This window comes from Ewingella sp. CoE-038-23 (genome assembly GCF_040419245.1).
GTDB classification, from domain to species: Bacteria; Pseudomonadota; Gammaproteobacteria; order Enterobacterales; family Enterobacteriaceae; genus Ewingella; species Ewingella allii.
Map to the genome: position 1 here is coordinate 1889796 of NZ_JAZHOH010000001.1, position 22345 is coordinate 1912140.

The following is a 22345-nucleotide window of genomic DNA, read 5'->3' on the forward strand; positions in this document are numbered from 1 at the left end:
ATTTGTACAGGCACGCCGACATAATCCAAATAGCCGCGCTTTTCAGTCCTTATTCTGGCGATTGGAAAAAGCGGGCATACGCATAATAGTACAGACCCTCAATTTGCCAGGTTACGACAGTGAGCGATCTGTATACCGCCAGCGGCGTGATAGACAAAAATTCTTTGTGGCAGCGCTATGTTCCTCTAGTGCGCCATGAAGCCCTGCGTTTGCAGGTTAGGCTTCCCGCCAGCGTAGAGCTGGACGACCTGCTGCAAGCGGGGGGCATTGGGTTATTGAATGCGGTTGAACGTTTTGATGCCATGCAGGGCACGGCGTTTACGACTTATGCTGTGCAACGCATTCGCGGCGCGATGCTCGATGAGCTGCGCAGTCGCGACTGGGTGCCGCGCAGCGTGCGGCGTAATGCGCGTGAAGTGTCTCAGGCTATGCATCATGCCGAGCAACGGCTAGGACGCCCACCGAGCGAAGGCGAAGTGGCACAGGCGTTAGATATTCCCATTGAGGAATACCGCCAGATATTGATGGATACCAATAGCAGCCAGTTGTTCTCTTATGACGAATGGCGCGAAGAACACGGCGATACCGCCGAAGCGTTAATGGAAGGGCACGAAGAGGCCAACCCATTGCACCATTTGCTGGAGGGTAATTTACGCCAGCGGGTAATGGACGCCATTGACGCACTGCCAGAACGGGAAAAAATGGTTCTGACACTTTACTACCAGGAAGAGTTGAATTTAAAAGAGATCGGGGCAGTACTGGACGTCGGGGAATCCCGCGTTAGCCAGCTACATAGCCAGGCGATCAAGCGTTTACGCGCTCGCTTGGCAAATGACCATTGATCCGCTTTTTCCTGGCCGGTTTTACATTTGATCATCCTTCACCAGGAATAAGTTTATGCCAGCCGGACTCAAAACGCGGCCGTTAAGCCGTTACTTAAAAGACTTTAAACATAGCCAGACTCAATGTTCACAATGTGGCAAGGAGCTGGATCGCATGGCGTTGGTGTTTCGCGGCCAGATCATCAATAAAGAGGCCATCGCCAAGATGGACCAGCCTATTGATGACGAAGTCTGGAACAACCTGTCGCAAGAACTGACCGCACTTTGCCGCTTTTGCAGCGAAATTAGCTGTAACAGCCATTGGTCTTACTTCGACATCATGGCGTTCAAACAATATCTGTTCGAACAAACCGAGATGAACCACAGCACGGTGCGTGAATACGTTGTCCGATTGCGTCGTTTGGATGAGATTCTGGTTGCCCAGAACTATCCGCATGAGCGCACCAAGGGCGATAGCATTCACGAGCGTATTATCAATGACTTGCCGGTGGCAGCTCATGATAACTACCGTATCGCGCTGCGTAAGTATGACCAGTATTTGGCGTGGCAAAAATCAGCATAATCGGCAGATTCGTTGCTTACATCATGCGAAATATAAGAAGCAGGCTCCCCCGGGAGCCTGTTTTTTTTGCCTGACATCTGTCATCGCTTGTATAAATTCGCTATATAATTTATTGATATCAAGCTGAACATCTTATCTCGATCTGACTTTATACATCATAACGATAGCGGCTTTCGCAAGCGCTTCAGGGGAACACTGTGCCTGCTCAAATTTCATTGCTTAAAAATCGGCTGGAAGCCTTCTCGCGCGTGGACTTGTTGGGTAGCGTCACGCCGCTCGAAAGACTTAACCGTCTTTCCGACTATTTTGGTCGCCCGATCTACATTAAACGTGACGACGTCACGCCGTTGGCGCTCGGTGGTAACAAACTGAGAAAGCTCGAGTTTCTGGCCGCCGCCGCGTTGGAAGAGGGGGCCGATACCCTGATCACCGCCGGGGCCATTCAATCTAACCACGTGCGCCAAACCGCCGCCGTCGCCGCCAAGCTGGGCTTGAAATGCGTCGCGCTGCTGGAGAACCCGATTGGCACCACGCAGGCTAACTACCTGACTAACGGCAACCGTCTGTTGCTGGACTTGTTTAATGCTGAAGTAGTGATGTGCGACGCGCTATATGACCCGATGAGCCAGTTAACCGAAGAAGCCGAAAAGCTCGAAGCACAGGGTTTCCGCCCCTATATCGTGCCGGTGGGCGGCTCTAACGCGTTGGGCGCTTTGGGCTACGTGCAGTGCGCGCTGGAGATTGCCGAGCAGAGCGCCTCCAGCTTTGTTGATTTCAGCGCCATCGTCGTGGCATCGGGCAGTGCGGGAACCCATGCCGGGCTTGCCGTTGCATTAAAGCATTTGATGCCGGAAACCCAGCTGATTGGCGTGACGGTGTCACGGACTGCCGAGGCTCAGCGCCCGAAGGTTGAAGCTATTGCTCGCGATGTCGCCAAAAGATTGCAGTTCGACGAGGCTTTGCCAGAGATCCACCTGTGGGATAGCTATTTCGGCCCGCGCTACGGTGAGCCGAGCGAGGAGGGGTTAGCCGCCATCAAACTCCTCGCTGAGAAGGAAGCCATGTTGCTGGATCCGGTTTATACCGGCAAGGCGATGGCCGGGCTGATTGACGGTCTGGAACGCGGGCTTTTCCCCGGATCCGACCCGATTCTGTTCATCCATACTGGCGGCGCACCGGCGCTGTTTGCCTATCATCCTCAGGTTTAAAACTGTCCTAACTGGCTGATATTTATTGCAAGCGGGGGCGGCAATGGCATTGATAGGCCTAGCCTTTTGCCGCGCTTATGCTTGCTGGCTCCTACTTATGCATTTCTGCACTAAGATTAGAGGATTATATTCCTGATAATCTTTTCAACCGATGCTAACGTGCGCCACTAACAAAATAATTAATTCATGAGGTGAATATGGGTTTCTCAACACTGCGTCGTCGTTTACTTCTGGGTGCGGTCGCTGTCACGTTGACCAGCGGCATGGTTACAAGCAGCTTCGCGGCTGACGAAGGCCTGCTGGCTAAAGTCAAAGAGCGCGGCTCGCTGATTGTCGGCCTCGAGGGAACTTACCCGCCATTTAGTTTCCAGGGTGAAGACGGCAAACTGACCGGCTTCGAAGTCGAATTCGCACAATCTCTGGCCCAGCACATGGGGGTTAAAGCCAAGCTGCAACCGACCAAATGGGACGGCATGCTGGCCTCGCTGGAATCTAAGCGTATTGACGTCGTTATCAATCAGGTGACTATCTCTCCCGAGCGCCAGAAAAAATATGACTTCTCCACCCCGTATACCGTTTCGGGTATTCAGGTGCTGACTAAGAAGGGCAACGAAGGCAACTTCGCCACGCCTGACACGCTGAAAGGCAAAAAAGTTGGCGTTGGTTTGGGCAGTAACTACGAGCAGTGGCTGCGCGCTAACGAGCCGGGCGTGGACATCCGTACCTATGATGATGACCCGACTAAATACCAAGACCTGCGCGTAGGCCGTATCGACGCGATTCTGGTTGACCGTCTGGCAGCATTGGATCTGGTGAAGAAAACCGGCGACACCTTAGCGGTTGCGGGTAAACCTTTTGCTCGTCAGGAATCTGGCGTGGCGCTGCGTAAGAACAACCCAGAGCTGCTGGCTGCGATTGATAAAGCCATTGCTGATATGCAGAAAGATGGTTCACTGGCCAAAATCTCCGATAAGTGGTTTGGTGCTGACGTAACTAAGTAATGTCGGCCAACGCTGGGGCTGTCTCTGCGCGACTAAGCGTGATTCAGCCCCAACGCTTTTGAGCTTAGAACTACGCTGAAGATGTAAAAAGACCTAAGGGTTATAGATGCAAGAAAGTATTCAACTGGTGCTGGATTCAGCACCATTTTTATTGAAAGGTACGCTGTTCACGCTGCAACTCAGTTTGGGCGGGATGGTGTTCGGTCTGCTGTTGGGCTTTATCCTCGCGCTGATGCGCCTGTCCAAGTTCTGGCCGCTGTCATGGCTGTCGCGATTCTACGTGTCTATTTTCCGTGGAACGCCGCTGATTGCCCAACTGTTTATGATCTACTACGGCCTGCCGCAGTTCGGCATTGAGCTGGATCCTATTCCTTCCGCGATGATTGGTTTGTCGCTCAATACCGCTGCCTACACCTCCGAAACCCTGCGCGCCGCGATTTCGTCTATTGAAAAGGGCCAGTGGGAAGCCGCCGCCAGCATCGGCATGAGCTCATGGCAGACCATGCGCCGCGTGATCTTGCCGCAGGCCGCCCGCACCGCGTTGCCGCCGCTGGGTAACAGCTTTATCGGACTGGTGAAAGATACCTCCCTTGCCGCGACCATTCAGGTGCCAGAGCTGTTCCGCCAGGCGCAGTTGGTAACATCGCGCACGCTGGAAGTGTTCACCATGTATCTGGCCGCCTCGTTGATTTACTGGGTGTTGGCCACCGTATTGTCCTTCCTGCAAAATCGTCTGGAAGACCGCGTTAACCGTCAAGACAGGGAGCAGCCATGAGCACTATTGACGTTAAACAGCTGACCAAAAAATTCAACGGTCAGACGGTACTGCACGGTATCGATTTACAGGTAAATTCTGGTGAAGTGGTCGCCATTATCGGCCCAAGCGGATCGGGTAAAACTACCTTGCTGCGCAGCATTAATCTGTTGGAAGAGCCAAATTCCGGCACCATTAAGGTTGGTAATATTGAGATCGACGGCAGCCGTTCTATCAGTAAGCAGAAAGAGAATGTGCGTAAACTGCGCCAACAGGTGGGTTTTGTATTCCAGAACTTCAACCTGTTCCCGCACCGTTCGGTTCTCGACAATATTATTGAAGGTCCGGTCATCGTGAAGGGCGAGTCGCGCGAGAAAGCCGTCGCCTATGCCCGCCAGTTGCTGGAGAAAGTAGGGCTAAGCGGCAAAGAGGACGCCTATCCGCGCCGTCTCTCCGGCGGCCAGCAGCAGCGCGTAGCCATCGCTCGCGCACTGGCCATGAACCCGGAAGTGATTTTGTTCGATGAACCGACATCCGCGCTCGACCCCGAGCTGGTGGGTGAAGTGCTCAACACCATCCGCGCCTTGGCGCAGGAGCACCGCACCATGGTGATCGTCACCCACGAGATGAGCTTCGCCCGCGACGTCGCCGACCGCGCGATTTTCATGGATCAAGGGAAGATCGTCGAGCAAGGCCCCGCCAAAGAGCTGTTCTCGAATCCGCAGCACGCGCGTACAAAACAGTTTCTTGAGAAGTTTTTAACTCGCTAGTTAAAAAGGTTTGGGCGGCTGCCCAAACCCGTAACTTCAACTTCAACTTCAACTTCAAAAGCGTGGGCCACGGCCCACGACCTTGACCTTAAAGATTTAAAGCGGGTTTTGGGCAGCCAGCCCTGCGCTGCCCCTGACTATCAGCCAATAGTCATCAAACTCGCATTACCCCCGGCCGCTGCGGTATTCACACTCAGTGAACGCTCGATCAACAGGCGTTCCAGCAGGATGTTGTCCTCACCGCGTGCAAAACCTTGAACCGACACAATAGCACCCGCGCGCTTAGCGATGGTCTGGCAAAGCTCGCGCAGCTGATCGGCGTCGCCGTGGTAGATAACCGCGTCGAACTCTGGCGCGGCGGTCTGCCACTCTTTGGCGAAATCGACGCGTTCTTGAACCGCTTTTGGCAGCTGTTTGAACAGGTCGCGCTGTAAAGGGGCATCAGGCCACAGGATGCGACAGCCGGTGGCGGTGACGGCAGAGAGCTGGATCAGCGCGTCTTGCTGATTATCCGCCAGCGCCAGTACGCGCTCACGCGGTAGCAGGGCGTAGGTGTTGCGTTCACCCGTTGGGCCCGGCAGAGTGCGGACGGTGCCGCCCTGAGCCGACAGAGCGAAGCGTTCAGCCAGCGCGGCCAGTGAGTCATCCTTCTGCTCAACGGCCCACTGTTGCAGCGCACGGTGCGGCGCTAGCAGGGCTTCGCGCAGGGAGACATCCAATGGCAGCGACTTATCCTGTACGCTCAGGGTTTGCGCCACGGCTTCTTGTGGACGGCTGCACAGCAGGCGATACAAGTACATCGGGCCACCGGCTTTCGGGCCAGTGCCGGACAGACCTTCACCGCCGAATGGCTGCACGCCAACCACGGCGCCAACCATATTGCGGTTCACATACAGGTTGCCGACGTTGGCTTTCGACGTCACGCGGTTAATGGTTTCATCGATACGGGTGTGGATCCCGAGCGTCAGGCCATAACCCGCGGCGTTGATTTGGTCGACCAACTTATCCAAGTCTTGACGGGCATAGCGCACCACGTGCAGCACTGGCCCAAAGATCTCTTTCTTCAGTTCGCCAAAGCTCTCCAGCTCAATCAGAGTTGGCTGGATAAAGGTGCCGCGTGACCACTCTTGCTGATCTTCACCTTGCTGCTGGGCGGCTTGATACACGGCGCGGCCTTTAGCGCGCATGGCGTCAATGTGCTTCTCAATGCCCGCTTTGGCTTCCTGATCAATCACCGGACCGATGTCGGTGGAAAGGCGCTCAGGGTTGCCCATGCGGCACTCGGCCATCGCGCCGCGCAGCATTTGCAGGGTGTGCTCTGCCACGTCGTCCTGAATACAGAGCACGCGTAGCGCAGAGCAGCGCTGGCCCGCGCTGTCGAAGGCGGAAGCAACCACGTCGGTGACTACCTGCTCAGTTAAGGCAGAGGAGTCAACAATCATCGCGTTCAGGCCGCCGGTTTCAGCAATCAACGGAACAGGGCGGCCCTGCGGATCCAGACGCCCGGCGATGCTGCGCTGGAGGATGCCAGCCACGTCGGTGGAGCCGGTAAACAGCACGCCGCGCACGCGTTCGTCATTCACCAGTTGAGCGCCGACGGTTTCGCCTTTACCCGGTAACAGTTGCAGCACCCCTGCCGGAACCCCGGCTTCGTGCAGAATGCGCACGGCCTGAGCGGCAATCAGCGGCGTCTGCTCGGCAGGTTTAGCCAGCACGCTGTTACCCGCGGCGAGGGCGGCGGCAATCTGGCCACTGAAAATCGCCAGCGGGAAGTTCCACGGGCTGATACACACCACGGTGCCCAGCGGGCGGTGGGTATTGTTATCAAACTGCTCGCGAATTTGACCCGCGTAGTAGTGCAGGAAGTCGACCGCCTCGCGCACTTCGGCAATGGCGTTATTAAAGGTCTTTCCGGCTTCGCGTACTAGCACGCCAAGCAGGCTTTGCAGCTCGCCTTCCATCAATTCTGCGGCACGTTGCAAGATTGCAGCGCGCTCTTCGGGAGGTGTCGCAAACCAGATAGGGCCAGCGGCGGCAGCGGCGCCCAGTGCGCGGCTGACTTCACCCTCGGTGGCTTCGCGAACTTGGCCCACGACGTCAGTCGGTTCAGCAGGGTTAATCACATCTACAAATTGGCCTTCATCTAACTCGGCATCGATCATTGGCTGCGCGGTGATTGGCTGGGCCGCGCGGCTGAGCAAGGCGCTGGACAGGGAGGCCAGACGGTGCTCGTTGGACATATCCAAACCGGACGAGTTGACGCGTTTTTCACCATATAAGTGACGCGGTAACGCAATGCGCGGATGCGGCAGGCCGACCTGACCTTCGCTGGCAGCCAGCGTTTCTACGGCTTTCACCGGATCTGCGACCAGCTCGTCTAACGGCAAGGTGGCGTCGGCAATGCGGTTAACGAAGGAGGTGTTAGCCCCGTTTTCCAGCAGGCGACGCACCAGATAGGCCAACAGTGTTTCGTGAGTACCGACCGGGGCATAAATGCGGCACGGGCGGTTCAACTTGCCATCGGCAATTTTGCCCACCACTTGCTCGTACAGCGGCTCACCCATGCCGTGCAGACACTGGAATTCATACTGGCCGGGATAGTAGTTGTTGCCCGCCAGTTGGTAAATCGCCGCCAGCGTATGGGCGTTATGGGTAGCGAACTGCGGGTAAATCAGGTTTGGCACCGCCAGCAGTTTGCGGGCGCAGGCCAGATATGAGACGTCGGTATAGACTTTGCGGGTATAAACCGGATACCCCTCAAGGCCGTCAACCTGCGCGCGTTTGATTTCGCTGTCCCAATAGGCACCTTTAACCAGACGGATCATCAGGCGACGGCGGCTGCGCTGGGCCAGATTGGTCAGGTAATCAATCACCATCGGGCAGCGTTTTTGGTAAGCCTGAATAACGAAGCCGATACCGTTCCAACCTGCCAGCTCTGGCTCGAAGCAGAGTTTTTCCAGCAGGTCGAGGGAGATTTCCAGACGGTCAGCCTCTTCGGCGTCGATATTAATACCGACATCGTACTGGCGGGCCAACAGAGTCAGTGACAGCAGGCGCGGGTAGAGTTCGTCCATCACGCGCTCATACTGGGCGCGGCTGTAGCGTGGGTGCAGGGCGGAGAGCTTGATGGAGATGCCCGGACCTTCGTAAATACCACGGCCGTTGGAAGCTTTGCCGATGGCGTGAATAGCCTGCTGGTAGGAGAGCAGGTAAGCCTGTGCGTCTTTCTCGGTCAGGGCCGCTTCACCCAGCATGTCGTAAGAGTAGCGGAAGCCTTTCTCTTCATGCTTGCGCGCGTTAGCCAAGGCTTCGGCAATGGTTTCGCCGGTGACGAACTGCTCGCCCATCAGGCGCATTGCCATATCCACGCCTTTGCGGATCAGCGGCTCGCCGCTTTTACCGATAATACGATTCAGCGAACGGGAAAGGTTGGCTTCGTTGTGGGTCGCCACCAGTTTACCGGTGAATAACAGACCCCAGGTCGCGGCGTTGACGAACAGCGACGGGCTGCGGCCAAGGTGCGAATGCCAGTTACCGGTGCTGATTTTGTCGCGGATCAGCGCGTCACGGGTCGGTTTATCAGGAATACGCAGCAAAGCTTCGGCCAGACACATCAGCGCCACGCCTTCCTGCGAGGAGAGCGAGAACTCCTGCAACAGGCTCTGCACCATACCGGCACGGCCATTGGCGCTTTTCTGGTTACGCAGTTTGCTGGCGAGATCATAGGCCAGTTTGTGCGCGGCCAGGGCCATATCCGCTGGCAGGCGAGCCTGCTCGAGCAGCATAGAGACGGCTTCTGGCTCTGGGCGGCGGTAGGCAGCGGTGATAGCCGAACGGCTAACCGACTGCGGCAAAATCTGCTCTGCAAAATCGAGGAATGGCTGATGGGTTTCCAACAGGCTCAGGGCCGGTTGTTCTTCATGATCGCTCATGCCCGCCGCATTTAAGGCAGGGATTTCCGGCAGAGCATCGCCATTTTCCAGGCGTTCCAGATAGGAATAAATAGCCTGCTTAATCAACCAGTGCGGCGTGCGATCGATACCCTGCGCGGCCACTTTCAAACGGTCACGCGTCGCTTCGTCCAGCTTCACGCCCATTGTCGTCATTCCCATCTTTCACTCCATAAGTCAGCCTGATAGGGCAATCGTTGATGTTTTCTGAGCAGCAATATCTTCTATGTTGCAACTTTGTGCAACCCTGTTAATTGCATGATGTGCAGCAATGCTAAATCTGGCTCAATTATTAACATTTTTAGCTGTGACGGGGATCGCTAAAGGCTTTGGTTAATGGGAGTTGTGGGCGGTACAACTGCGCGCGATGTAAGGTGCAACCCGCAATCATAATTAATGTGATAGGGGATCTGTTTCATGTGACTGGCATGTTAAAAATCTTGTAATTGCGGTTTATGTCGATAACTATCCTGCCGGATTGGATTTATACGCTGATATTTTTCACTAATAAAACGGCCCACAGAGGCATATCAGCAGACAGGGGTTTTTACAGATTGAAAATTACAAGTGGAGAACTTGCATGACAATGAATACACCTATGGCGGTGACGTTTTGCGTTTATATCTTCGGAATGATTCTGATTGGGCTGATCGCCTATCTGCGCACTAAGAATTTCGATGACTATATTCTCGGCGGCCGCAGTCTGGGCAGCGTGGTGACAGCGTTATCAGCCGGGGCCTCGGACATGAGTGGCTGGCTGCTGATGGGCCTGCCGGGCGCGATTTTTATCTCTGGAATTTCAGAAAGTTGGATTGCCATCGGCCTGACGATCGGCGCTTATCTCAACTGGAAGCTGGTGGCGGGGCGCCTGCGGGTGCACACCGAAGCCAACAACAACGCGCTTACCTTGCCGGACTACTTCACCCACCGTTTTGAAGATTCCAGCAAGTTACTGCGCATCATCTCAGCCATCGTAATTTTGGTATTTTTCACTATTTATTGCGCTTCTGGCATCGTGGCCGGTGCGCGCCTGTTTGAAAGCACCTTCGGCATGACTTACGCCAACGCGCTGTGGGCTGGGGCGGCGGCTACCATCATTTACACCTTTATTGGCGGGTTCCTGGCGGTTAGCTGGACCGACACCGTACAGGCCAGCCTGATGATATTCGCGCTGATCCTCACGCCGATTATCGTCATTCTGGCGGTTGGCGGGATTGATACTTCGATGATGGTGATCAACGCCAAAAACCCAGAATACACGGATATGTTCAAAGGCATGAATCTGGTGGCGATCCTGTCGCTGCTGGGCTGGGGGCTGGGCTACTTTGGGCAGCCGCACATTCTGGCGCGCTTCATGGCCGCTGACTCGCATCGCACCATTCGCAGCGCCCGCCGCATCAGCATGACGTGGATGATCCTGTGCCTCGCGGGTACTATCGCGGTGGGTTTCTTCGGCATTGCTTACTTCCACAACAATCCGGCGCAGGCTGGAAACGTAACGGAAAACGGCGAGCGGGTGTTTATCGAACTGGCCAAAATCCTCTTCAACCCGTGGGTGGCGGGTGTGTTGCTGTCGGCGATTCTGGCGGCGGTGATGAGTACCCTGAGCTGCCAGCTGCTGGTGTGCTCGAGCGCGATCACGGAGGATTTGTACAAAGCCTTCCTGCGTAAAAATGCCAGCCAGTTTGAGTTGGTGTGGATTGGCCGCGTGATGGTGCTAGTAGTGGCGCTGGTGGCGATTGCGCTGGCGGCGAACCCGGATAACCGCGTGCTAGGGCTGGTAAGCTATGCGTGGGCAGGCTTCGGCGCGGCATTTGGCCCGGTTATTTTGATCTCAGTGATGTGGCGTCGCATGACCCGTAACGGCGCTCTGGCCGGTATGGTGGTAGGCGCGGGCACCGTGCTTATCTGGAAACAGTACGCCTGGCTGGACCTGTACGAAATCATTCCGGGCTTTATCTTTGCCTCACTGGCTATCTGGATTGTGAGCCTGATGGGCCGCAAACCTTCAATTGCGGTGGAAAACCGTTTCAACGCCGCAGAGGCAGAGTACAAAACCGTCTGATCACTGCCGTTTTGTATTGAACATGGGTCCTAAGTAATAGGGCGGAGCGGGGAAACCGGCTCCGCCCTTTTTTATCTCAGCCCTTTTCTGGCGTTTTCTCTGAAATAATCAGCAATAAAATTTCCTGCTAAAAGCCCTCAGTTGGCGCAAAAAAGCGCGGGTAGCCACTTGTTTTTATTTTTGCAGGAATGATAATCACTATCGTTTTCATTTTTACTTATCTTTACATGCTTTACCTTGATCCTCGGCTGTTCGCCGGTGACAGGAAAGTGGGTAATTTTAGTTCTTCAGCACCGCGGTGCCGGGAGTTTTAGCTATGTTCGTTCCCTTTCTCATCATGTTTCGCGAAGGGCTTGAAGCCGCGCTAATCGTCAGTCTGATTGCCAGTTACCTCAAGCGCACCCAGCGCGGGCAGTGGCTGGGCGTCGTATGGATTGGCGTTTTCATCGCCGCCGCGCTCTGTCTGGCATTGGGCATTTTCATCAACGAAACCACCGGCGAATTCCCGCAGAAGCAGCAAGAGCTGTTTGAAGGCATCGTGGCGGTGATAGCGGTGTGCATTCTTACTTACATGGTGTTCTGGATGCGTAAAGTGTCGCGCTCAATCAAAGTGCATCTGGAAGGGGCTATCGATAACGCGCTGAACTCGGGGCGCGGGCAGGGCTGGGCGCTGGTGGCGATGGTGTTCTTCGCCGTGGCGCGTGAAGGGCTGGAGTCGGTCTTCTTCTTGCTGGCCGCATTCCAGCAGGATGTGGGCATTGCCGCGCCAATCGGGGCCATTCTCGGTCTGGCCGCCGCCGTGGTGCTGGGCTTCTTAATTTATTACGGCGGTGTGAAGCTGCACCTCGCCAAATTTTTCAAATGGACCAGCCTGTTTATTCTGTTCGTGGCTGCCGGTCTGGCGGCCGGGGCAATCCGCGCCTTCCACGAAGCCGGTTTGTGGAACAGCATGCAGGACATCGCCTTTGACTTGAGCAACGTGCTGTCGACGCATTCTCTGTTCGGCACCTTATTGGAAGGCATGTTTGGTTATCAGGAAGCACCGACCGTCAGCGAAGTCTCGGTCTACTTCCTCTATCTGATCCCAGCACTGATTCTGTTCTTCTTGCCGCAAGGGAAACAACCTTTGGTAGCACCTGCCGCTGGCCAGAAGACCCCGCGCTAAGCATGACGATTTCTTTGATAACAGTGGTTTAATAATTTTAACAACCGCCTTTAACAGGGCGTCTTTAATAGGGGTGTTACCCGATGTCCAAGTCAAACACGCTGTTCCGCCGTACCGCTTTGCAGGTTGCTCTGCTCTCCTTGCCGCTTTTCGGCCTGAGCGCCAATGCGCTTGCGGCGGATATTCCACAAGTCAAAATCACGGTGAACGATAAACAGTGTGACCCAATGTCACTGACCGTGCCTGCCGGCAAAACGCAATTTGTGGTGCACAACGCCAGCCAGAAAGGGCTGGAGTGGGAGATCCTCAAAGGCGTGATGGTGGTGGAAGAGCGTGAGAACATCGCGCCGGGCTTCACCCAGAAGATGACGGCCAATCTGGAGCCAGGCGAATATGACATGACCTGCGGCCTGTTGAGCAACCCGAAAGGCAAGCTGACCGTAACCAGCGAAGGCGCAAACACAGCCACCAAACCTGACGCCATGGCGCTGGTGGGGCCAATCGCGGAATATAAAGTCTATGTGACTCAGCAAGTGGGCGAACTGGTTTCCCACACCAAAGCTTTCACTGACGCGATTAAGAAAGGCGACCTGAAACAGGCGCAATCTTTGTACGCCTCTACCCGCATTTACTACGAGCGCATTGAGCCAATCGCCGAGCTGTTCTCCGACCTCGACAGCAGCATTGACGCCCGTGAAGATGACTTTGAGAAGAAAGCCGAAGACCCGAAATTCACTGGTTTCCACCGCCTGGAGAAAATCCTGTTTGCGGATAAAACCACCAAAGGTACCGAGCCTTACGCCGATAAGCTCTACACCGACGTACAGGATCTGCAAAAACGCATCACTGACCTGACCTTCCCACCGAACAAAGTGGTTGGCGGCGCGGCGGACCTGATCGAAGAAGTGGCCTCCAGCAAAATCAGTGGTGAAGAAGACCGTTACAGCCGCAGCGACCTGTGGGACTTCCGCGCCAACCTTGATGGTTCGCAGAAAATCGTTAACCTGCTGCGCCCACTGTTGGAAAAAGCCGACAAGCCGCTGCTGGATAAGATTGACGCAAACTTCAAAACCGTCGATGCGCTGTTGGATAAATACAAAACCAAAGATGGCTACGAGAGCTATGAGAAGCTGACCGATGCCGACCGCATCGCGATGAAAGGGCCGATCACCACGCTGGCGGAAGATCTGGCTAAGCTGCGTGGCGTGTTGGGCTTAGATTGATTCCTCTTCATACTTCGCGCAGCAGGTGCATTGGCTGCCCTTAGTTACTCGAATCACTGACTTGAGTCAGCTCATCGGGTTCCTTCGGTTGCCGCCTTCCTGCAACACGAATTATTTTGGGGAAGTGACTAGTTAGGCGTTTGAAATATCACAATAAAGGAGCGCCGCGGCGCTCCTTTCGCGTAGTGGCAAGCAGTAGAGTTTGTTGAGGCAAAGCAATGAGTGACAAAAACGATAAAGCCCCTGAATCTCAGGACGTCTCTTCCTCACGTCGCCGTTTGTTGAAGGGTGTGGGTTTGATGGGCGGCGTGTTGGCCCTTGGCGGCGCGGCGGCGGCCGGTGTTGATAACCAGCAGGCGTCGAAGACCACGGGTTCAAAGCCGGGCTATGCGCCGGGCACGGTTTCCCCCGATGAGCGCTGGAGTAAACAGCCTTTCCACGGCGTGCATCAGGCGGGTATTCTGACCCCGCAGCAGGCGTAGATGATGCTGGTGTCCTTCGACGTGCTGGCAACCAGCAAGGCGGACCTTGAGCGCCTGTTCCGTTTACTGACCAGCCGTTTTGCCTTCCTCACCACGGGCGGCACCGCGCCGGAGGTTGACCCGAAATTTCCTCCGATGGATTCAGGCGTGATGGGGCCGGAAATTTACCCGGACAACCTGACCATGACGCTCTCCGTCGGCGACTCCCTGTTCGATCAGCGTTTTGGCCTCGCCGCGCACAAACCGCTGAAGCTGCAACGCATGGAGCGTTTCCCGAACGACTCGCTGGACGCCAAGCTGTGCCACGGCGACATGCTGCTACAGATTTGCGCCAACAACAGCGACACGGTGATCCACGCGCTGCGCGACATCATCAAGTACACGCCGGATTTGCTCAGCGTGCGCTGGCGTCGCGACGGCTTTATCTCTTCCCACGCCGCGCGCAGTCAGGGCAAAGAGACGCCAATCAACCTGCTGGGCTTTAAAGACGGGACCGCCAACCCGGACACCAAAGACACGCCGCTGATGGATAAAGCCATCTGGGTGACGCCAGAGCAGGGCGAACCGGCGTGGACCGTGGGCGGCAGCTATCAGGCAATGCGCATTATCCCGATGCACGTCGAGTTCTGGGATCGCACGCCGTTGCAGGAGCAGCAAACCATCTTTGGTCGCCACAAACACAGCGGTGCGCCCTTGGGAATGGCGAAAGAGCACGACGTGCCGGATTACAGCAAAGACCCAGAAGGCAAGGTGATTCCGCTTGATGCCCACATTCGCTTGGCCAACCCGCGCACCAAAGCCACCGATGACAGCCTGATGCTGCGTCGCGGCTATAGCTACTCGCTGGGAGTGACTAACTCCGGCCAGTTGGAGATGGGGCTGCTGTTTGTCTGCTTCCAGCACGACCTGGAGAAGGGCTTCCTCGCGGTGCAAAAACGCCTGAACGGCGAGCCGTTGGAAGAGTACATTCGCCCGGTGGGCGGCGGCTTCTTCTTCACGCTGCCCGGCGTGCAGGATGAGAACCACTATTTGGGTCAGTCGCTGATCGAAGCATAATTCAGCAAACCGCAGAATATCCCCCTTAGCTCTGTCAGGAGAAAGGGGGGATAGATTTCATTTTCTTACGCCTCGTTACCGAATTCACCGCCTGTTAATACTCCCGCTAATTCATAAAAATCTGAGGAATGTCATGATGCTAAGTCGTCACGATGTCCGAGGAAACCCTGTTTATGACCATCAACCATCAGCGCCGAAAACTGCTTATTTTAGGTATGGGCATGGCCCTGACCGCGCCGCGCGTGTATGCCAAATCTGTTGCCGCGCCGGTCTCGCTGACCTCTGACGCCGCGCAAATTAACGTGACAATTCCGTCTGCTGATAAACGCAGCCGCGTGTTCACCCTCGATAACCCGCAGCGAGTAGTGATTGATGTGCCGATGGAGGCGTTTCCTCCCGCGCTAATCCACTCGCTGACCGTGTTGAAGCAAAAATTCCCGTGGCTGGTTCATACCCAGATTGCCCATTTCACGCCGCAAATCACCCGGATTGTGCTGCAACTGAGCGCCGCGCCGCGTTTGCAGCGCACCAAGACGGCGGGCCAGTTGCAGGTCGGCATTAGCCTGCCGGGAGGGGCCGTCAGTCAGGCTCTGCCAACCGCCGCTGCGCCCGCCGCCAAGAAGCCGTTGCTGGTAATGATTGATCCCGGCCACGGCGGTAAAGATCCGGGAGCAATTGGCAATGAAGGCACCTATGAAAAACACGTGGTACTGCATATTGCCAAACGGCTACAAAGCCTGCTGGATCAGGAACATGGCATTCACGCCGTGCTAACGCGGCAGGATGATGTGTTTATCCCGCTATATCATAGGGTGAGTCTGGCGCATCAACATCAGGCCGACCTGTTTATCTCGATTCACGCCGACGGCTTTACCAATGATGATGTCTCGGGCGCGTCGGTGTTTGCGCTGTCGCCACACGGTGCGGGGAGTGCCATGGCGCGCTACCTTTCGCAGAGTGAGAACAGCGTCGACGTGCTGTATGACGATGATTTCAAGACTGACGATCCCTATCTCAAAGAGACGCTGTTTGACCTCGACCAACGCGAAACCATCAGCCGCAGTCTGGATTTCGGCCGCCATTTGGCGTCAAACATTATCAAAGTTCACCCTATGCACAGTCCGCACCCCGAGCAGGCGGGCTTTGCCGTGCTGAAGTCTCCGCGCATCCCGTCGGTGCTGGTAGAAACCTCCTTTATCACCAATAAGCATGAAGAAAAGTTGCTCGGCGAGCCGGTATTTCAGGAGAAGATGGCTCGCGCGATGGCCGAGGGGATCAACAGTTATTTCCTCAATGAAAAGAAAAATAATCTGCTGAGCTGACCTGCCGTTTAACCGTTTTCTTGTAAATTGAATGAGTAAGCTAAAAAATTTACTCATTGGCGCAGGACCTTAGGCCAAATTACGGAGAGAACAGTTGAGTCAGACACCAATTTCCAGCCCGATTTGGCGCCTAACCCTCGCCACGGTCGCTACCGGCATTCTAGCCGGGCTAGGCGGCATGACCTTGGCGCTTATTCTTCACAGCATTCAGCACCTGGCGTTTGGCTACAGCCAGAACGCTATCATCAGCAATGAAAGCTTTTTGCAGGGGGTGACTGCCGCGACGCATGGGCGGCGCTTTGCCGTGCTGGTGGTGTGTGGCTTGGTGGCAGGGATCGGCTGGTGGGCGCTCTATCGCTGGGGCAAGCCGCTGGTGAGCATCGCGGCGGCGGTGAAATCCGATAAGCCCGATATGCCGTTCTTCAGCACCACGATTCACGCCTTGCTGCAAATCATCACCGTGGCGCTGGGTTCACCTCTGGGCCGCGAAGTGGCACCGCGAGAAATTGGCGCTATCTCCGCTAACTGGCTCTCCCAACGTTTTGCTCTCACCGTGCGTGAAACCCAAATCATGATTGCCTGTGGCGCAGGCGCGGGGCTGGCGGCGGTGTATAACGTGCCGCTCGGCGGGGCGGTCTTCGTGCTGGAAGTGCTGCTGGGCGCTTTTAGCTGGCAGCTGCTGCTTCCGGCGATCTGTACTTCTTCTATTGCTGCCCTGGTGGCCTGGATTGGGCTGGGCAATGAGTCCCAGTACCACCTGATGCCGCTGGATATCACGCCGTCGCTGCTGGTCTGGTCGGTGGTGATGGGGCCGGTGTTCGGCTTCGCGGCCTACTGGTTTACGCGCCTGACCAACAAGGCCAAAGCGCAGGCCCCACGCGACGCCAGGCTGATCGCGCTCAATCTGATTAACTTTGCGATTATCGGCATTTTGGCCGGTTGGCTGCCGGAACTATTGGGCAATGGTAAAGGCCCGGCGCAAATCAGCTTCGACAATCAGATCACCATCGCGCTGGCGGCGCTGCTGCTGGTGGCGAAGGTGGCTATCACCTGGAGCACGCTGCGGGCGGGTGCGCAGGGCGGGTTGCTGACGCCGGGGCTGTCTAACGGCGCGTTGCTGGCCTGCGTGTTGGGCGGGCTGTGGAATATTTATTGGCCGGGCACCTCTCTCGGCGCTTTTGCGATTATCGGTGCGGCGGCCTTTTTAGCTTCCTCAATGAAAATGCCACTGACGGCGGTGGTATTAATTATGGAATTTACCCGCGTTGGGCATGATTTTTTGATCCCGATTTTATTCGCGGTAACGGGTTCAATCGCGGTGCAAAGCCTTTGCAGCAAGGCTTTCGAGGCTAATAAGAGTTAATCACTGCGTGCGGCAGGACAATAGGATCTTTTTTAGATCGTGAAAGATCCTATTGACCAATCCAACAAACTTTCTTACATTTCAGTAACAGGTTAGTAATGAAAATTCTTAGCAAAGATGGCAGCTGTCACTATACTGTCATTATCAGGCGGTACTTTTTAGTTAACGCTCAGTAGGTTCAAATTAATAAATTGAATTGAGCAGGATTAAAAAGTTTACTCGGTGAGCGGCCAAGGTCGTAAATATCACAGCGGGGATCGCGAATGAGAAAGTCCTATTTTGGGCTGAGTAATAAAAAAACATATTTACACCTCTCCACTCGTTGTCACTGCTTAACCGCAAACGAGGGCCAAGACTTCGACTCTCTGATATTAACCGACCAAACCTTTTCCACGTCTTTATTATTTCGTCACTTTTCAACCACACAACAGCGCCTCCGTTCTTTAACTGACCCCACACTTACACTGCAACCAACTGGCTATTTGTCTGGCCGTTTAACTGGTTCTATTGCTTCCAAGGTCAGCGGTTTGTCATTAATGGCAATGCCTCCTCGTGAACAGACAGTATGTCTAAAGAAAATAGCAGGGCGCTCATTTATTAATCACCCGACGTTATTTTCCTCTTCACGTTATTCATTGGCTCAACTTGGTCTAAAAGGAGACCAAAACCTCATTTGTTAGTGAAACATAACCGTGCGGGCCTATGCCTTAGCGTTAAGTGAATCAAACTGTAAGGTGCCACTATGGGAAGACAGAAAGAAGTGATCAAAGCTCGTCGTGAAGCGAAACGTGTTATTCGTCGTGATTCACGCAGTCACCGCCAACGTGAGGAAGAATCTGTGACCTCTTTAATCCAAATGGGCGGTGTGGAATCGATTGGAATGGCTCGCGACTCTCGCGATACCTCTCCAATCCAGGCACGAACCGAAGCTCAAGGTCATTACTTATCAGCCATAGAGAATAAGCAGTTAATTTTTGCTACCGGCGAAGCAGGCTGTGGCAAAACATTTATTAGCGCGGCGAAAGCTGCAGAGGCATTAATACATAAAGAGATAGATAGGATTATTGTTACCCGTCCGGTATTGCAGGCCGATGAAGACCTCGGTTTCTTGCCCGGCGATATCTCTGAGAAGTTCGCACCTTATTTCCGTCCGGTATACGACATCTTATTACGTCGTCTGGGTTCATCATTTATGCAATATTGCCTGCGACCGGAAATAGGCAAGGTTGAAATTGCACCTTTTGCGTATATGCGCGGGCGCACTTTCGAAAACGCAGTGGTTATTCTGGATGAAGCCCAGAATGTCACGGCCAGCCAAATGAAAATGTTCCTGACCCGTCTCGGCGAAAATGTGACGGTAATAGTAAACGGGGATGTTACCCAATGCGATTTGCCGCGTGGGGTAGTATCAGGGCTTAGCGATGCAATGTCTCGCTTCGAAGAAGACGAGATGGTTGGCATCATTCAGTTTGGTAAAGAGGACTGCGTGCGTTCAGAGCTGTGTAAACGCACCCTGCACGCCTACTCTTAATTCTTCCCTCGCACCTGTCTCTAATAAAAAGGCCGCCCAATGTGAATTGAGGCGGCCTTAGTTTTACCTGTAAGCAGGCTTACAGCATGATGATCATCATGTACGCCACAAACAGCGCCAGGTGAGCAGTACCGTTTAATACATTGGTACGGCCGGTGGAGAAGGATATCTGGCACAGAATCAGCACTGACAGCATCACTACGATGTTCGCCGGCGCCAGACCGAAGATCAGCTCCTGGCCGGTCAGGGTGGCAATCAGGGTAACGGCAGGTACGGTCAGGGAAATGGTCGCCAGAACCGAACCAAAGAACAGATTCATCGCGCGCTGCACCTGATTCTTCATCACGGCTTTCAACGCACCCAGACCTTCAGGGGAGAGGATCAGCAGCGCGACCAAGAAGCCGGTGAACTGCGCCGGGGCGTTCAGCTCGGTTAACAGCTCTTCCAGCGGGTCAGCGTTGAATTTAGTCACCGCGATAACCAGCGCCAGATGGACAATCAGCCACAGGGTGTGGGTCAGATTGCTCTTGGAAGAAGGCTTGCCGTGGCCGTCTTCTTCACCTTCATCTTCGTGCTCATAAATGAACAGGCTTTGGTGCGTCTTAGTTTGAATCAGCAAGAACACGCCGTACATCGCGGCAGAAATCACGGCGACGATCAGCGCCTGCACGGTAGTGAAGTTACCGTCGGGCAGGGCGGCAGGCAGAACCAGCACGATGATCGCCAGCGGGAAAATCGCCATCAGGTACTGCTTAATACCACCCAAATTCACATACTGAGTCGCGAACTTACGGCCACCCAGCAATAAAGAGAAACCAACCAGACCGGCGGTCACGATCATGATGATCGAGAACAGCGTGTCACGCATCAGCGCCGGGGCGGCGTCACCCGTTGCCATTAGCGCGGAAATCAGACTCACTTCGAGGATAACCACCGACAGGCTGAGGATGAGTGAACCATAAGGTTCGCCTAAGCGGTGGGCAAGAACGTCGGCGTGGCGCACAACGCTGAAGGCGCTGGCGAGAATACCCACCAGTGCGATGGCGTTGATGCCGATGACGGCGAGGAAATTGCTGCTATCACTCCAAAAGACCAAGACTAATAAGGCAGCAATAGGGAAAACGAGTGAATATTCTTGATGGCGGGATTTATGCTTCGGATGCTCCTGAGATGACACCATGATGATTATTCTCCTGTGCAAAACTTACGTGGCTCGGACGAACCGGCTTCACGAAACAGCAGTGTTTTCACTGCCAGCAAAGAACGCGTCATAGAGCACAACAAACTCGTTATGCCATGGCGCGTTAACTCGTTCACTATATAAGAAAAACGACTTAATTGATAGATATAAGCTTGCTTTGGTAATAAAAAATCATAAGACATCGATTTTAAGCGCTATAACTTAATATAAGACGCTAATTAAGTCTGGTAGATATGTTTTTTAATACTTTAAATAATATTAAAAACAAAGAGTTAGTTTAATAAGTTAGAGTTATGACGATGATGAGAAGTTTTCATCTGAGTCATCGAATAACCCCATTTTTTAATGGATTTCCTGCCCGCACTTACGCTGCTTTACGTTTACTGAATTATCTTTATCATTTTCAGCCCTATTAGGCTTATCGGAACATTACCTATAACCCTATTTAGCGTAGCAGCTAGACTTTGTTATGTAGCAAAACGGGTGATGAAACACCGATAGAGGCAGCAAAAAGTGGGGTTTTTAGACTTTGTTGCTTTATCAAATAACCCAGACGACTAACGAGGAGACTGGAAATGCCTTATGACAACCGATCATCTTTACCGGATTCCGTGCGTAATGTGCTCCCGCCTCATGCTCAAGACATCTATAAAGAAGCCTTTAACAGCGCGTGGGATGAATATGCGAAATCCAAAGACAGGCAGGGTGATGACAGCCGGGAAGAAACCGCGCACAAGGTAGCCTGGGCGGCGGTTAAGCACGGTTACCAGAAAGGGGATGATGATAAATGGCACCCCAAAAAGAGCTAAATAAAGCTTCTTTCAGATGCTGAAAACAGTTCGCCCGGCCATCGCGCCGGGTTTTCTTTTTCCTCAATTCTGCGCTTTATTCTAATTTGTGCCGCTCTTATATCAATGTTCACTAAATGTTCATCATATTTTCGTTTTGTGATCACCTTCAATCTTGATTGCTGGCGCAGAAACGCATAAGGTTTGAACTATTAACGACATAAAGAAATTCTTATGTTTTTTTCCTTTTTCGCCGTGACGAAAAGGAATAAAGCGCAATAACGGAGAAAACAGCGTCAACAGTATGGCAAGTTCTATAAGCAGTGGTTTTGAAGGAGGCGATGAATGTTAACCCGAGATTTTCTGCGTAACGCAGATTGCAAAACAGCATTCGGCAGCATCGACGAGTCGATGTTATTGACCTCCGAACAACGTTCCGCCTCGCTCGACTGCACGCTGGCGCGACGCCCGGACAATAGCCCGGTATGGATATTCGGTTACGGCTCTCTGATGTGGAATCCGGTGTTTGACTCGGATGAGGCGCGACCGGCGACACTTAACGGCTATCACCGCGCTTTCTGTCTGCGCTTGACCTCGGGACGCGGGACGCATACTCAGCCGGGCCGCATGCTAGCGCTGAAAGAGGGCGGCCGCACTACGGGTCTGGCGTTCCGCCTGCCGGAAGATAAGCTGCGAGAAGAGCTGGAACTGCTGTGGAAACGTGAAATGGTCACCGGCTGTTACTGCCCGACGTGGTGCGAGCTGGATCTCGACGACGGCCGCAAAGTGACCGCGCTGGTGTTCATCATGGACCCGGCACACCCCCTGTTTGAAGCTGACACCTCATATCAGGTGATCGCGCCGCTGATTGCCAAAGCCAGCGGGCCACTCGGCACCAATGCGCAATACCTGTTCGCGCTGGAGAAAGAGCTGCAAACCTACGGCATGCGCGACGACTGCATGAGCGAACTGGTTAATCAGGTGCGCATGCTGCTGGCGGTATCTCCGGCAGAAGGGGTTCCCGGCCTCGGCTAAGACTTACTGCTGCAATTAACGCAACCC

16 protein-coding genes and 2 pseudogenes are annotated in these 22345 nt (G+C 54.3%); 16 read left to right on the forward strand and 2 right to left on the reverse strand.

From position 1 onward, the window contains the following. The first annotated feature begins 119 nt into the window (after positions 1 to 119). The 6 genes from V2154_RS08930 (at position 120) to tcyN (ending at position 5137) form a co-directional block, all read left to right on the forward strand. Positions 120 to 842: an RNA polymerase sigma factor FliA gene (locus V2154_RS08930; RefSeq protein ID WP_034790139.1), complete on the forward strand. Its 723-nt coding sequence runs from the start codon at positions 120 to 122 to the stop codon at positions 840 to 842. Between the two features lie 55 nt (positions 843 to 897). Continuing rightward, entirely contained in the window at positions 898 to 1404 is a 507-nt protein-coding gene (fliZ, locus tag V2154_RS08935; protein WP_034790141.1) for a flagella biosynthesis regulatory protein FliZ, read from the forward strand. A 215-nt stretch (positions 1405 to 1619) separates the two neighbouring features. After that, complete coding sequence (locus tag V2154_RS08940; RefSeq protein WP_485900944.1) at positions 1620 to 2612, forward strand: D-cysteine desulfhydrase; 993 nt, start codon at positions 1620 to 1622, stop codon at positions 2610 to 2612. Positions 2613 to 2809: 197 nt separating this feature from the next. Beyond that, positions 2810 to 3613 carry a cystine ABC transporter substrate-binding protein gene (gene tcyJ / locus V2154_RS08945; protein WP_353501929.1) on the forward strand — a complete coding sequence of 268 codons (804 nt, stop codon included), beginning with the start codon at positions 2810 to 2812 and terminating at the stop codon, positions 3611 to 3613. Between the two features lie 106 nt (positions 3614 to 3719). Next, on the forward strand, positions 3720 to 4388 hold the full coding sequence (gene tcyL / locus V2154_RS08950) for a cystine ABC transporter permease (RefSeq protein ID WP_353501930.1): 669 nt from the start codon (positions 3720 to 3722) through the stop codon (positions 4386 to 4388). Continuing rightward, complete coding sequence (tcyN, locus tag V2154_RS08955; RefSeq protein ID WP_100938354.1) at positions 4385 to 5137, forward strand: L-cystine ABC transporter ATP-binding protein TcyN; 753 nt, start codon at positions 4385 to 4387, stop codon at positions 5135 to 5137. The genes tcyL and tcyN overlap by 4 nt, the downstream gene beginning before the upstream one ends. A 140-nt stretch (positions 5138 to 5277) precedes the next feature. Here tcyN and putA read toward each other — a convergent pair whose 3' ends face one another. After that, the gene (gene putA, locus V2154_RS08960; protein WP_353501931.1) at positions 5278 to 9249 is read right to left on the reverse strand and encodes a trifunctional transcriptional regulator/proline dehydrogenase/L-glutamate gamma-semialdehyde dehydrogenase; all 3972 of its coding nucleotides are present in this window, start codon (positions 9247 to 9249) and stop codon (positions 5278 to 5280) included. 418 nt (positions 9250 to 9667) lie between these two features. Here putA and putP point away from each other — a divergent pair, with 418 nt between their 5' ends. From putP to phoH, 8 genes and pseudogenes are all read left to right on the forward strand, one after another. Further along, the gene (gene putP / locus V2154_RS08965) at positions 9668 to 11152 is read left to right on the forward strand and encodes a sodium/proline symporter PutP (protein ID WP_353501932.1); all 1485 of its coding nucleotides are present in this window, start codon (positions 9668 to 9670) and stop codon (positions 11150 to 11152) included. 316 nt (positions 11153 to 11468) lie between these two features. Then, positions 11469 to 12317: an iron uptake transporter permease EfeU gene (gene efeU / locus V2154_RS08970; protein ID WP_353501933.1), complete on the forward strand. Its 849-nt coding sequence runs from the start codon at positions 11469 to 11471 to the stop codon at positions 12315 to 12317. Between the two features lie 83 nt (positions 12318 to 12400). Next, complete coding sequence (gene efeO / locus V2154_RS08975; protein ID WP_353501934.1) at positions 12401 to 13540, forward strand: iron uptake system protein EfeO; 1140 nt, start codon at positions 12401 to 12403, stop codon at positions 13538 to 13540. Between the two features lie 218 nt (positions 13541 to 13758). Beyond that, positions 13759 to 15078, forward strand: a pseudogene (gene efeB / locus V2154_RS08980) (iron uptake transporter deferrochelatase/peroxidase subunit). Positions 15079 to 15299: 221 nt separating this feature from the next. Further along, positions 15300 to 15536 (forward strand): annotated as a pseudogene (locus V2154_RS24940) (AMIN domain-containing protein); the annotation flags it as partial. A gap of 21 nt (positions 15537 to 15557) precedes the next feature. After that, positions 15558 to 16400: an N-acetylmuramoyl-L-alanine amidase gene (locus V2154_RS08985; protein ID WP_496350369.1), complete on the forward strand. Its 843-nt coding sequence runs from the start codon at positions 15558 to 15560 to the stop codon at positions 16398 to 16400. Positions 16401 to 16494: 94 nt separating this feature from the next. Beyond that, entirely contained in the window at positions 16495 to 17763 is a 1269-nt protein-coding gene (locus V2154_RS08990) for a chloride channel protein (protein WP_353501936.1), read from the forward strand. 742 nt (positions 17764 to 18505) lie between these two features. Further along, on the forward strand, positions 18506 to 19294 hold the full coding sequence (phoH, locus tag V2154_RS08995) for a phosphate starvation-inducible protein PhoH (RefSeq protein WP_034790157.1): 789 nt from the start codon (positions 18506 to 18508) through the stop codon (positions 19292 to 19294). Positions 19295 to 19373: 79 nt separating this feature from the next. Here the strand turns inward: phoH and chaA are convergent, their stop codons facing one another. Beyond that, on the reverse strand, positions 19374 to 20474 hold the full coding sequence (gene chaA, locus V2154_RS09000; RefSeq protein WP_353501937.1) for a sodium-potassium/proton antiporter ChaA: 1101 nt from the start codon (positions 20472 to 20474) through the stop codon (positions 19374 to 19376). 596 nt (positions 20475 to 21070) lie between these two features. Between chaA and chaB the strand changes: the two genes are divergently transcribed. Together chaB and V2154_RS09010 are read left to right on the forward strand one after the other, a co-directional pair. Continuing rightward, positions 21071 to 21304, forward strand: a complete 234-nt coding sequence (gene chaB / locus V2154_RS09005) for a putative cation transport regulator ChaB (protein ID WP_100938360.1) — start codon at positions 21071 to 21073, stop codon at positions 21302 to 21304. Between the two features lie 324 nt (positions 21305 to 21628). Next, entirely contained in the window at positions 21629 to 22318 is a 690-nt protein-coding gene (locus V2154_RS09010; RefSeq protein ID WP_353501938.1) for a gamma-glutamylcyclotransferase, read from the forward strand. Positions 22319 to 22345 lie beyond the last annotated feature (27 nt).